The 13,342-nt window shown below is 48.2% G+C and carries 9 protein-coding genes; 3 read left to right on the top strand and 6 right to left on the bottom strand.

Annotated features, from left to right (window positions below; genetic code table 11):
* Positions 1–4: 4 nt before the first annotated feature.
* The 3 genes from MKY85_RS04890 to MKY85_RS04880 form a co-directional block, all read right to left on the bottom strand.
* A complete protein-coding gene (locus MKY85_RS04890) occupies positions 5–1,048 on the bottom strand; it encodes an iron ABC transporter permease (protein WP_339259046.1) in 1,044 nt (347 codons plus the stop codon).
* Positions 1,045–2,058: an iron ABC transporter permease gene (locus MKY85_RS04885; RefSeq protein ID WP_339239871.1), complete on the bottom strand. Its 1,014-nt coding sequence runs from the start codon at positions 2,056–2,058 to the stop codon at positions 1,045–1,047. The genes MKY85_RS04890 and MKY85_RS04885 overlap by 4 nt, the downstream gene beginning before the upstream one ends.
* Before the next feature lie 108 nt (positions 2,059–2,166).
* Entirely contained in the window at positions 2,167–3,168 is a 1,002-nt protein-coding gene (locus MKY85_RS04880; RefSeq protein WP_342571950.1) for an iron-siderophore ABC transporter substrate-binding protein, read from the bottom strand.
* A 422-nt stretch (positions 3,169–3,590) separates the two neighbouring features.
* Here MKY85_RS04880 and MKY85_RS04875 point away from each other — a divergent pair, with 422 nt between their 5' ends.
* Both MKY85_RS04875 and MKY85_RS04870 read left to right on the top strand, forming a co-directional pair.
* A complete protein-coding gene (locus MKY85_RS04875; protein ID WP_342571949.1) occupies positions 3,591–4,172 on the top strand; it encodes a hypothetical protein in 582 nt (193 codons plus the stop codon).
* A gap of 186 nt (positions 4,173–4,358) precedes the next feature.
* On the top strand, positions 4,359–6,131 hold the full coding sequence (locus MKY85_RS04870; RefSeq protein ID WP_342571948.1) for an alpha-glycosidase: 1,773 nt from the start codon (positions 4,359–4,361) through the stop codon (positions 6,129–6,131).
* A 348-nt stretch (positions 6,132–6,479) separates the two neighbouring features.
* Here MKY85_RS04870 and MKY85_RS04865 read toward each other — a convergent pair whose 3' ends face one another.
* Genes MKY85_RS04865 through MKY85_RS04855 form a run of 3 tightly spaced genes read right to left on the bottom strand, consistent with a single transcriptional unit; the run spans position 6,480 to position 10,647 of the window.
* Positions 6,480–7,859, bottom strand: coding sequence for a fatty acid--CoA ligase family protein (locus tag MKY85_RS04865; protein ID WP_342571947.1), 1,380 nt, complete (start codon positions 7,857–7,859; stop codon positions 6,480–6,482).
* Entirely contained in the window at positions 7,853–9,271 is a 1,419-nt protein-coding gene (locus MKY85_RS04860; protein WP_342571946.1) for a hypothetical protein, read from the bottom strand. Before MKY85_RS04860 ends, MKY85_RS04865 begins: the two co-directional genes overlap by 7 nt.
* Positions 9,268–10,647, bottom strand: a complete 1,380-nt coding sequence (locus tag MKY85_RS04855; protein WP_342571945.1) for an alpha/beta hydrolase-fold protein — start codon at positions 10,645–10,647, stop codon at positions 9,268–9,270. Before MKY85_RS04855 ends, MKY85_RS04860 begins: the two co-directional genes overlap by 4 nt.
* Before the next feature lie 446 nt (positions 10,648–11,093).
* Between MKY85_RS04855 and MKY85_RS04850 the strand changes: the two genes are divergently transcribed.
* On the top strand, positions 11,094–13,250 hold the full coding sequence (locus MKY85_RS04850) for an alpha-amylase family glycosyl hydrolase (RefSeq protein ID WP_342571944.1): 2,157 nt from the start codon (positions 11,094–11,096) through the stop codon (positions 13,248–13,250).
* Positions 13,251–13,342 lie beyond the last annotated feature (92 nt).

Here is a 13,342-nt window from a genome sequence, read left to right as displayed (position 1 = left end):
CTCCTCAAAACTGATTTCGATTCTTGAACAACAAATACAGGAAAAACGGTGCGCCTACGCCTGCGGTGAATACCCCTGCGGGAACGTCAAGCGGTAGAAAGGCCGTACGTGCTATGAGATCTGCGGCAAATACGAGCAGAGCACCAACCAGTCCAGACACGATCAGCATACTGCCAAACATCCGACCGACCAGTTTCCGGGCAATATGTGGTGCGATCAGACCTACAAAACCAATGGTTCCGGCCACAGCCACGGCGATTCCCGCAAGCAGTACACTGCATAACAGCAATGCAGAACGATGCCACTGTACCGTTACACCCAGCCCTGTGGCCAAGTCATCCCCGAACTCCTGTGCATTCAGGCTGCGGGCGAACCAGATCGCCAGCGGTACAACAATCACAATAACCGGCAATATGGTTCGAACATCGGTCCACGATGCTCCATACACGCTTCCTGTCAGCCAGATATAGGCTTGACCTGCCGTGTAGAACGGACTCAGGATCAGCATAAAGGTCGTCCCGGCACCGGTAATGGCTGACACTCCAATCCCGATTAACACCAAGCGGATCGGACTGACTCCCTTTTTCCAGGCAAGCATGTAGATGATCAATGCCGTCAGAAGTGCACCGACAATGGCAAATAGCGGCAATAACTTGATGCTCACCGCTCCGCCCAGCAACGTAACAAACCCCACAGCCGCAACAGCCGCACCGCCAGTGATACCGATGACATCCGGTGAGGCCAATGGATTACGGATAATACCTTGCAGGAGTGCACCTGACATACCGAGCGCTGCACCCACAAGCAGGGACAATAACACTCGTGGCAATCTCAGGGTCAGCACGACGAAGTCGTGTTCCCCTTCGTTCAGACCAAATATCGTTCGAAGTACATCCAGCGGAGAAATAAAGTCACTGCCCACACTGGTACCGACTACTCCTGCAACTACAAACAAGAGCATACACACACTGATGACAACCAGTGATTTTCGTTCCATTTGCATCGATAAGGTGTCTTTTTTATTGCGGAAAGTCAACATCTTCCTCATATCTTCGTCACCCCCTTGCGGGCAATGTATACGAAGAAAGGTCCGCCAATCAATGCAGTCATGACACCGAGTGGAACTTCCTGCGGCATGATTACCAGTCTGGCAACCACATCTGCGGACAGCAGCAGAATGGCTCCCCCTACAATAGAGTAAGGAACGAGCCAGCGGTAATCATTGCCCACCAGTGCACGCATGATATGCGGAACAACCAGACCGACCAGACCGATCGAACCGGCTACGGCAACCGAACCACCCGCTAGCAATACGGTAACAACGCCCATGAGCACCTTGACCAGAAGTACATTCTGTCCCATGCCTTTGGCGATATCGTCTCCCGTCAATAGCAGATTGATCGCTCTGCCCATGAACAGAGAGACAATGGCTGCGGCTGTCATGTACGGCAGAACGGGATATAACATATCCAATGTCCGCCCGCTAACTGAACCGGCAAGCCAGAAGAGCACATCCTGTAATCCGGTTCCATCCAACACGAGAATCGCCTGTGTGAACGAGGCAAACAATGCCGAGATTGCCGTCCCCGCCAGTACAATTTTGATCGGTGTCAGGCCATCCCGACCAAGGGAACCCAAGGCATACACAATCGCCGCGGCAACCGCAGCTCCGGCAAAACCAAACCACATCATGGTGGTCAGCGAGGATACGGACAATACTACGATGGCAATGACAATAAAAAAGATTGCCCCTGCATTGATCCCGAACACACTTGGTGATGCAAGCGGATTACGTGTCAATGCCTGCATCAGTGCACCTGCCACAGCCAAACTTGCACCAACGACAGCGGCAATAATGGTACGTGGCAAGCGCTCCGTCAGCAGAACAACATGTTCCACAGAACTCTCGTCGTAGAATTGCAGTGCATCCCATGCCATCTGAAATGTGATATGCGTGCGTCCCAGAATCATACTGGCAAGGCAGGCAAACAGAAGTAATATGAATAAACCAGCCAGCCCATAGATCTTGGCGCTTGCCTTTGTAAAAAGGGGAAACATATTCTCACTCTTTCATCTGTAAAATGAAAAGGACCTGCCTGCCCATACACTTCGTTAACGAATGTCCTGGTGCACGGCAGGTCCTGCTCCTGTTAGTTAGTTAGTTAGTTAGTTCAGGTTGAACTGCTTATATAGATCGTCCAGCATCATATTCGCAGATGTGTATCCACCTGCCATGTTCCAGGCCACTTCATCAACCTGAACCAGTTGGTTGTTCTTGACTGCATCAAGATTCTTCCACAGCGGACTGCTGGTCCAATCATCATAATTTTTCTGAATCGCATCAGTTTCGGTGCCTGAATTGAAGTTAAAGATCATGTCCGCATTCATGTCCGGAATATTCTCTTTGGAAGTCAATTCAACTCCCCATGTGTCTGCATCATGTCCTTCGGGTCTGGTGAATCCAAGCTCTTTCAGAATTTTACCTGCATAACCCATGTAGAAAATACGAACCTGATCGGCTCTAAAATTCGTGATGGTTGCTTCAATTGGCAGACGATCACCCATTTTCTCTTTGAAATCTGCTACACGGGCATCCCAATCTGACAACAGTTTATCCGATTGCTCAACCATATTCATCGCTTCCCCAGCCATCTTCACGGTTTCTTTCCAATCAAACAGGGTCTCCGTTACTACCGTTGGTGCGATCTGGGACAATTGATCATAGATCTCTTCATGTCTGATCTTCGTAGCAATAATCAAGTCAGGTTTCAATTTGTTGATCTCCTCCAGATTGGGCTGGGATTCCTGTCCTACTTGTGGAACTCCATCCAGATCGGCTTTCAGATATTCATAGACGGGCTGCTGAACCCATGATTCAACCACGCCTGTCGGTTTCACGCCCAGTGCAACGACTACATCATTAGCACCTTGGAACAGCGTCACGATCTTTTGCGGTGTTCCCTTTATTGTCGTTTCACCCATGGCATGCTTGATCACTCGGGTCTGGTCTTCAGACCCACTGGCAGTTGTATCACTTTCATTATTACTTGCAGCTTGACTGGACGTATTTGTCGTCTCGGCACTTCCCCCCGAAGCACAACCAGCAAGCAGTGAAATCATCAGAATAAATGCTGCATAAATGTATAGCTTTTTCTTTACTTTATACATGTAACTTGTCTCCCCTTTTTATCTAAATGATATTGAATCTCATTATCAATTGTATTGTAATGGAGATGAAATCATTATACAAGCATTTTATTTGGGAAAACTTCTCACTCGCTCGTAGCTCCTATTACTTCTGAAAACAACTATAGATAGATACATATTAATTAAGACCATATAATATATATCGATACAATACGCATCCCTACTCACCATATATGTAATTTTTACCCTTATGCGAATTAGCCCCATTTCTCATCGTAATTCTTCTTCATCTAATACAATGTAATTTTGCTAGTAAATTAATTATTCATTTTTATGCATTTGAAAAGGATTTTACTGTAAAACTCTTCCTGTAATTTCTTGTCGCACTATGTTAGATTATCCATTGAAATAAAATCACATCTATAGATAGGGGATATTGGCACGTGAAGAAATCATGGTTACTATCAATCATTATGAGTTTTGTTTTGCTCGGCGGGGTGTTCGCACCTGCAGGGTCTTATGCCGCTGCTGCGGATGACTCAACCACCACATATTCGGAAGAAGAATACTATGAAGAAGTTGACACGTCCGAACAAGAACCGATTCCTACGGTTGAAGAAGAAGATTTCCTGGACTACCTGAATCAGTTGGATCTCGCAGCAGTATATGAGGAGAGAGCTTTCAATGCACTGGGAGGCGGATTTTACATTACATCTTCCAATCGCAAGTCCGTGTTCCTGAAACTGACCAACACTGCAATTCCTAACTACACCAAATATGTATCCAAGCTGAAACTGATTAAACCGCAAACTGCAGAGTTGCAAAAAATCCATGCCAGCCTGATCAAAGGGAGCTATACGCAACTGGAAGGATTCCAACTCGCCAAAAAAGCGGTCTCCAAAACTACGGTAAACAGCGCTGTCCTGAAACAAGCCAATGCCAAAATTGCTGCCGGCAAGAAAAATATCGAGAAATATCAAAAAGAACTGTCTGCCTACGCCAATAGTCTTGGATATGATTTCTAAAAAACAATTTTGAAATTTAAGGAAAAAAAGTGTTTTCTTTTGCTGAGTTAGTTCGTATAATAGCACTATAATCAAAAGGCTATGCTGCCGAAAGGTACAACCTCGTGAACAATAGAGGTTGTGCCTTTTTTGCGTTTTATGGCCGCATTGATCTGAAATCTCATCATCTAACGAGGAGTGATTCACATGATTCTTGAAGCCATTTATCATCGTCCCAAACTCAATTGGTCCTATGCTTATGATCGCTCGACCATGCATTTGCGTCTTCGTTCCAAACGCGGTGATCTGGATGCGGTGATTGCCATTACCGGGGACAAATATGCCTGGGATCGAACAATCACACACATCCCCATGCGCATCTTTGCCCGGGATGAGATGTTCGACTATTGGGAAGCCGAGACCTCACCTCCCTATCGCAGATTACGGTATGGCTTCCAATTGATTCAGGGAGAGGAATCGGTCTGGATGACGGAGCGCGGATTCGAGCAGGCGCTGCCTGACCATCCACTGGAGTTTTTTGATTTTCCATTTATGAATCCGGTCGACATTTTTGAACCGCCTGCGTGGGTGAAGGACGCCGTGTTTTATCAGATTTTCCCCGAACGTTATGCCAATGGCGATCCATCTATCAGTCCCAACAATGCTGAACCCTGGGGAGGGGAACCCACACCTGTGAACTTCTTCGGCGGGGACCTGCAAGGTGTGCTTGATCATCTGGATCACATCAGCCAGTTGGGCATCAATGCCATCTATTTCTGTCCGCTGTTCGAGGCCACCACGAATCATAAATATAATACAGGCGATTATATGAAGGTCGATCCTCACTTTGGAACCAATGAACAGTTCAAGACCTTTGTGGATGCATGTCATCAGCGCGGCATACGTGTCGTTCTGGATGCGGTGTTCAATCATTCCGGCAGAGAGTTCCCTCCTTTTGTCGATGTCATGAAAAATGGAGCCGATTCCCCCTACGCAGACTGGTTCTATATCAAAGACTGGCCGCCTCGTGTGGAAGATGGCATACCCACATATGATACCTTTGCCTTTGAACCGCTTATGCCAAAGCTGAACACGGAACACCCTGACGTGAAGGCATACCTGCTGGAGGTCGGACGGTTCTGGATCGAGGAGATGGACATTGACGGATGGAGGCTCGATGTGGCCAACGAGGTGGATCATCAGTTCTGGCGCGAATTCCGTCAGACGGTAAAAGCCATCAAACCTGATGCGTATCTGCTCGGTGAGATCTGGCATGATTCGCTCATGTGGCTTCAGGGAGACCAATTCGATGCCGTGATGAATTATCCGTTTACCAATTCGGTATTGGACTATACCGTGAACGGAAAGCTCGACGGTCTCGGATTTGCCAATGAGATCGGCAAACTGCTTGCAGCCTATTCACAAACGGTTACTGAAGCTGCCTTCAATCTGCTTGGAAGTCATGATACACCCAGACTGCTGACCTTGTGTGATGGAGACGAGCGCAAGATGAAACTTGCCGTTACATTGCTGCTTACGTATCCAGGTGTGCCATGTATTTATTATGGAGACGAAGTCGGGCTTGACGGGGGATATGATCCGGGTTGCCGCAAGTGTATGGAATGGGATGAGACCAAGCAGAACCGTGAACTTCTGGAATTCTTCACCCATACGATTGCCCTTCGCAAACAGCACCCTGCGCTGCGCAGCACGGAACTGAAGATTGTATATGCAAAAACCGGAGACCCTTGTCTTGCCATCGAACGATCGGATTCGCATACGGGTGAGCGCATGCTTCTTGTGCTGAATGCAGGAGATGAGCCATGTACTCTTGAACTGCCTTTGGCAGATCGTAACGTTTGGCGAAATCTGTACACATCAAACGAAGTGGAATCCCGGCAAAATAAACTGACCCTCGATCTGGAAGCTTACGGCTTCTCGCTACTGCAAATGGAGGTCAAACAACCTGCGGAAGCTTGATATAAATACAGCTAACAAGGCGATATAACTCCAAAAGAGGCTGTCCTCCAGGTCATATTGACGACCAGGGACAGCCTCTCCTGCATCTTATGCGTTTTATATGTCATATTCTAACGAACCAAGCACACGTTATTTGCTTCATTATATCCGGGCTAAATGTCTAACGAATCAGAGAAATGTTATTTTGTTTAATTAGTCGATTTTCGCAAGCAGAAGCGGTGTTTTCGACGGAATAACGTTGCTGAGATTCGTTAAGTTTTACTTTTCTTGATCATCCCCTTAATACGACGTTTGAGGTTCGTTAGCGGTAGCGATTCAATTGAGATAAAACTCATTGGTGGCAGCAACCTATTTCCCAGCCGAGGCGAAGGATATCGACATCGACGGTTTACGAATTTTCTTCATTCTCGAACTTACGAGTTCTCCCTGTGTAATTACGATTTTCTGCGGAATCTTATAAGAAGGCAGCTTGTCCCGGCAATATTCCCAGATGGACCGCCGCAGATCGGTTAGAGTACATTCTGTAGCCAGCCGGATAGTCACCTTCACTCTCTGACCCGTGATACCACTCGGTTCTCCCGAAACTACCGCCGCTTCAATACATTCCATCTCTTCCAGCACACCCTCAACCTCGGCAGGATATACCTTCCGTCCCCCTATGTTAATAATCTCCGAACGGCGACCCAAAATGCGAATGTACCCCTGCTCCAATACGGCTTCATCTCCGGTACGCAGCCATCCATCCTCCGTAAAAGGTGATGGTGCATTCAGATATCCGATCATCGCTGTTGCTGTACGAATCTGTAATTCTCCTTCCACCACCCGGTACTTGACCTCTTCATCTTGAATGCAGAACAGTAGAGAACCTGGTTCTTTGGAACGGGTTGGCAGAATACCAAGTTCAGACATACCATAGGCCTGTATCGTCCTGATCTGTGGAAATCTCCGATTCCAGGCTGCCAGTACGGACTCAGGCATCACTTCCGATCCGTATGATACAACCTCGAGACTGGACAGGTCATACCCTTCATCGTTTCTGCCCAACAGCAACAGATTCATGAATGTTGGGGAGACGGGCAGCGCCTGCACACGAAACTTCTCAATCGTCCGGCACACTTCTTCGGGAGATCGATCCGCAATGATACACAGACATCCCCCACTGGACAGGGACTGCAGCATGGTATTCACACCGCCGATATGATCAAACATCATGAATGGAATCGTTCGCAAGGGCCGAACCCGCCGGCGAAAACGATATAACAGCCGATCTGCACGATGCACAGTCGCTTTACTCACTCCGGTCGATCCGGATGAAAAGAGTACCAGGCCTCCTACACCCTCCTGTGCCAGCGTAGATAACAACACAGGTATCTCTCCAGAAGTTTCACACGTTTGCCGAATGCACAGCTTGCCATCTTCAACGCCCAATCGCCATTTCACCTGTGCCAGTTCAATATATTCCTGTCGTTTGGCTTCAACCAGGTACCGATCCATGGGGAGCAGGATACACCCTTGCCCGAGCAAAGCAACCAATGCTGCCGCTGCATATGGGGAATAGTCTTCCTCCAGCGTTACAAGTTGCCCCGTTAGCCCTTCTGCTATAATCCACTCACTCATGACGCCAACCTGTTCCAACAGCCACTGATAGCTGTACTCCTGATCCTTCCAGATCAGTGCAGGATGCTGTCCCTGTTCCTCGAATCGTTCAAGCAAGAATTGGTTTAACATTTTGCTTCCTCCTCACCGGCAGGCGAATATTGTTGTGCGAGATAATCAACAAGTGAGCCTACCGTCTGATAGGGACTTTCCGGCATGGAAGCAGCAGCTATCTCCGCCAGAGCAGCTCCCATTCCCGTACCCCAACGATCTTCGATTCCCTGCTCCACCACAGCAAGCAATGACACGAGTTCCAGCGAATCCAGTTGTCCATTTCGTCCGTATAGCGGAGCGTTACCGCCCTCACCAAGCGGAATCGATGTATTATGGTATGCATTTAACTCCCGGCAACTATCCAGCACGATACGAAGCAAAGCCTCCCTGTGTTCTTGTTCAATCATTGGCACGGTCTGACGTTGAAAGCAATCTGCCTGAGGCATGGACTGTCGAAGCGACTCATACCAGTGCCATTCATCCGTGATCAACATTTTAATGACACCTGTAAGCTGTACTTTCCAGTGCTCGCGGTTCTTCATCCGGCTGACCTGCAGCATATTGTATGCCTTCTCCCACCGTACAATGATGTCGCTGAATTTTCTTGCATATTGATCAAGTGGTGAACCTAGCCATAAGGCAGACTCCTGAAGAAGATCTCGAAGAAAATACCGGCTCCATCGCATATCGAAGAGCAGACCCGAAATTAACATTTCATTGGCTTGATCTCCTTCTTTCGTCCCATGTAACGTATCCATGAGCTGCAGAGACACCGCATGTCCAAAATAATAATTCCTCTCTCCTTGTGTAATCGTCCGGCCTGTCAGAAATTCTTCAATCTGCGTTGTTATCGCTTGGTTCAACATGTCTCGGTACCCGGCAGAGTCAAGCTGCACAGTTGCCCGAATGTCCATGGTGCCAAACGTTCGGAGTTTCTCTTTGCGCTTCGCCTGAGCAAGCTCGGGTATGCATTGGTTCCCTTTCCAGAAATCATGAAAGGCTCTTTGAGCAACCTTCCCCTTGTACTTGGAGGGCACTGGATCATAGACGTGAACATGCTCATCTTCCAGACCATACACGGCAATCCAATGGTCTACCAGATGCAGTCGGGAGCCTTGCTTCACGTGTTTGCGAATGTATTCGGGATTCTGATAATCCTCACAATAAGGCAGATGATAACTGGTTCCTGTAGCCAAAAAAAGCCCCCCATCGCCGATATGCTGCCTAATCTGCGCCTTGCCTTCCTCGAAGCTGTCCAGTTCTCGCTGACCATACATCTCCCAGATCGGCTCAACATAATCCAGTTTGTGAAAATAAGGCTTCACCAGTCCGTTATCCCCGCACGATGGAAGGCTGTACAACCGGCTTGCCGCCAGCAGTGCAAGACTTGTGATGGATCCTTGCTGATGGAGCACTTCATGAATCAGAGGGAAATTGCAGGGATAATAATAGGGAATGTCCAGCACTGGAGCGAATGAAGGAATGATCATTTTGGGCCTCCTGTTCCCGTTTTGGCTGAAGTACTGCCCCAGGATTGGATTAAATAATGTACAGACATATCATCTGTCGCTCGAAATACACGATTGACAACAGGTTTGCCATCCACATCGGTCTCGAAGCGGCGGAAACCCCGAGTAAACCGGAAGGAGAATCCACTATCACGCGGAACTCGGTAACAACCTTCATATCGACCTATACCGGAACGGACAAGCTTCATGCCCATCCCACCATAGATCGTTTCCTGCGTCCCTTCCTCTGAGGCTACCTCTGCATGAATGCAGACCTCCACATGAGTGGACAATTCAGGAACTACAGTATAGATGCGTGTAGCAGACAGTCCCCCCATAGTCAGCGTGATGGATGCACTTCCAATACCGACAGGCACCAGTTCTCCATTCGAACGAACCTGGATTACATCCGGGTCACTTGAAGTATAATTTCCATGCAGCAGACTCCGAACCCATCCGCTCTCGTAGTGCATTAGTGCATTGATACACACGGTCATTCCACCCTGTAGTCCGATGACATCCCTGCCAAGCAGTTGAAGCGAGGTGGGTTTACCTACGTGGCCGAACATGTATAGTAACGGGAGATGAACGCGTGCTCCCCAGTCACCTTCCTGATGACAGGCATCCGGCTGTTCCAGAAATGCCAACTCCTCATCCGATCTGACTCCGCGTTCAAGTAATTGATGAGCTACCCTTCTGACCTGGGAAGGCAGAAACAGGCCTTCCGTGTCTCCAATATCTATCCACATCCGAACGTCGGGTACCTCTTCTGGCAAGCGATACATGTTTTCTTCCAACAGCCCGCTTTCCGATGTTTCGTCCAGCTGCACATCCACATAGAATGGCGACATCATGATCAGTTTTCCGAAAACATCCGAATTTCGCATCCCCATGTGCAATGTACAAAGTGCCGCAGCAGATGAACCCAACAGCCCGGTATTCTCCTTGTCCGGCAACGTCCGGTACCGATGATCAATGAGCGGCTTGAGTTCATGAATGATAAAATGCTCATAGGCGATGCCTGAGCACCCCACACTCACGGCCTCTCTCTCCGGAGCGATGAAGTGATAGAATTCGTTGTGCGTGACTGGACGGACATGCGTAATGCCGACAATAATCAGTGATTCAATCTGCCCAGAAGAAATAAGACCGTCTGCTGCCTGATCGATATTCCATGTTTCATTGCCTGGCCCGGACGGACCAAAAGCCCGCTGCCCTGCATGAACGTACAGAACCGGATAACGCCGAGCTGTATGCTCATGGTAACCGGGCGGGAGATACACATAAATGTTGCGGATATTGCCCAGCCGTGACGCCTGAATGCCTTCCAAACATTCGATGACAGAATGGGTACTCAACGATCATCAACCGCCTCTCTTCTCCCGATTCGACTGCATAATACAAATAACCCCGCCTCAGAAGAGACGGGGTTGTCCCATAACACACGTGCGTGTCCCGGGATACATAGCCCTTATATTGTGAATCTGCGAATAGTTTAATGCGCGAACGTGCTTTTGTAAACATAAAAATAGAAAATAAATGCTCTCAAAAAAGTTATTGACATAAGATCCAATATTTCTTACGATAACGTTGTGATCATAACTCGAGGGCCATGCTTTTAAACCAGAGCGGTTTAGGACAACCCCGGTAACTCCCGAAGGAGATGCCGGGGTTGTTGGCGTGTCAAAAGGAGGGAAGTCTTCAATCCACTGCGTATCATTCCATTGTATTGAAAGCGCTATTATTCAAAAGCCAGGTTGGTTGTTTATCTAAACTATTACATTCACGAGAAGGGTGGATTACTATGTTTCAAATGGCCAAACGCGTACTCCTCAGCACAACACTGACACTCAGTTTACTTGCAGGAGGCGCACTTCCCTATCTGCCTGCTTCCGCGATCTATGCCGATGCGGATACCGCAGTTACCAACAAGCAGAACTTCAGTACAGACGTCATCTATCAGATCTTTACGGACCGCTTCCTGGACGGCAATCCTTCCAACAATCCCACTGGAGCTGCCTACGATGCCACTTGCAGCAACCTGAAGTTGTATTGCGGAGGCGACTGGCAGGGCCTGATCAACAAAATCAACGATAACTATTTCAGCGATCTGGGCGTTACCGCATTGTGGATCTCCCAGCCGGTTGAGAATATCTTCGCCACGATCAACTATGGCGGCGTAATCAACACAGCTTATCATGGCTACTGGGCACGTGATTTCAAGAAGACCAATCCGTATTTCGGAACGATGGCTGACTTTCAGAATCTGATTACGACCGCTCACGCCAAAGGCATCAAGATCGTCATTGACTTTGCACCGAACCATACGTCTCCTGCCATGGAAACCGATACGTCCTTTGCTGAGAATGGCAAGTTGTACGATAACGGTAATCTGGTTGGCGGATACACAAATGATACGAATGGCTATTTCCATCACAACGGCGGCTCCGATTTTTCCTCCCTGGAGAATGGTATCTACAAAAACCTCTATGACCTGGCTGACCTGAATCATAATAACAGTACCATTGACCAATATTTCAAAGATGCAATCAAGCTATGGCTTGATATGGGCGTGGACGGGATTCGTGTTGATGCGGTGAAACATATGCCTCTCGGCTGGCAAAAGAGCTGGATGTCCTCCATCTATGCACATAAACCTGTATTCACCTTCGGTGAATGGTTCCTGGGATCTGCTGCATCCGATGCGGATAACACGGAATTTGCCAATGAATCCGGGATGAGCCTGCTTGATTTCCGCTTTAACTCTGCCGTACGTAACGTCTTCCGGGATAACACATCCAACATGTATGCTCTCGATTCGATGATTACAGGCACAGCAGCAGATTATAATCAGGTAAATGATCAAGTTACGTTTATCGACAACCATGATATGGATCGCTTCAAAACAAGTGCCGTCAATAACCGTCGTCTGGAACAGGCGCTGGCGTTCACGCTGACTTCACGCGGCGTACCTGCCATCTATTATGGTACCGAACAGTATCTGACAGGTAACGGGGACCCTGACAATCGGGCCAAAATGCCTTCTTTCTCCAAAACAACAACGGCTTTCAACGTCATCAGCAAGCTGGCCCCTCTTCGCAAATCCAATCCGGCTATTGCCTACGGCTCCACGCAGCAACGCTGGATCAATAATGATGTGTATATCTATGAACGCAAATTCGGCAAAAGTGTAGCTGTTGTTGCCGTGAACCGTAATCTCTCCACACCAGCGAGCATTGCGAATCTAAGCACTTCACTGCCAACAGGCAACTACACCGATGTACTGGGCGGCGCACTGAACGGTAATAACATCACTTCCACCAATGGTACCGTCTCTTCATTCACGCTTGCTGCCGGGGCAACCGCGGTCTGGCAGTATACAACAAGCGAAACAACACCAACGATTGGACATGTAGGTCCGGTGATGGGCAAACCAGGTAATGTTGTTACGATTAGCGGACGTGGATTTGGCTCCACCAAAGGTACCGTATACTTCGGTACAACAGCCGTTACTGGTGCAGCCATTGCATCCTGGGAAGATACACAGATCAAAGTGACGATCCCGGCTGTTGCCGCAGGCAATTATGCTGTGAAAGTAGCTGCGGATGGCGTCAACAGCAATGCCTATAACAACTTCACCATCCTTACAGGTGATCAGGTCACTGTACGATTCGTCATTAACAACGCTTCCACCACACTGGGTCAGAACATCTATCTGACAGGTAATGTGGCAGAACTGGGCAACTGGAGTACGGGCACAACAGCTATTGGGCCTGCATTCAATCAGGTTATCCACGCCTACCCAACTTGGTACTATGATGTGAGCGTTCCTGCCGGTAAACAACTGGAGTTCAAATTCTTCAAGAAAAATGGGGCAACCATTACGTGGGAAGGTGGTTCCAACCACACATTTACCACACCAGCCAGCGGTACAGCGACTGTAAATGTAAACTGGCAATAGAATATTCTGTCCACAAGTTAACCCGGAGTAGTTACGCTAACGCAGCGTATGCTCCGGGTTTTGTTTTATTTTGTTTTGTTTAACTTAGCCAG

Source organism: Paenibacillus sp. FSL R5-0749 (genome assembly GCF_038595085.1).
Lineage (GTDB): Bacteria > Bacillota > Bacilli > Paenibacillales > Paenibacillaceae > Paenibacillus.
This window is presented reverse-complemented; position numbering and strand designations above follow the sequence as displayed.

Excerpts from the sequence above, each read along its gene's own strand:
- MKY85_RS04890 (WP_339259046.1), bottom strand. The coding sequence starts at position 1,048 with ATGAGGAAGATGTTGACTTTCCGCAATAAAAAAGACACCTTATCGATG.
- MKY85_RS04885 (WP_339239871.1), bottom strand. The coding sequence starts at position 2,058 with ATGTTTCCCCTTTTTACAAAGGCAAGCGCCAAGATCTATGGGCTGGCT.
- MKY85_RS04880 (WP_342571950.1), bottom strand. The coding sequence starts at position 3,168 with ATGTATAAAGTAAAGAAAAAGCTATACATTTATGCAGCATTTATTCTG.
- MKY85_RS04870 (WP_342571948.1), top strand. The coding sequence starts at position 4,359 with ATGATTCTTGAAGCCATTTATCATCGTCCCAAACTCAATTGGTCCTAT.
- MKY85_RS04865 (WP_342571947.1), bottom strand. The coding sequence starts at position 7,859 with ATGTTAAACCAATTCTTGCTTGAACGATTCGAGGAACAGGGACAGCAT.
- MKY85_RS04860 (WP_342571946.1), bottom strand. The coding sequence starts at position 9,271 with ATGATCATTCCTTCATTCGCTCCAGTGCTGGACATTCCCTATTATTAT.
- MKY85_RS04850 (WP_342571944.1), top strand. The coding sequence starts at position 11,094 with ATGTTTCAAATGGCCAAACGCGTACTCCTCAGCACAACACTGACACTC.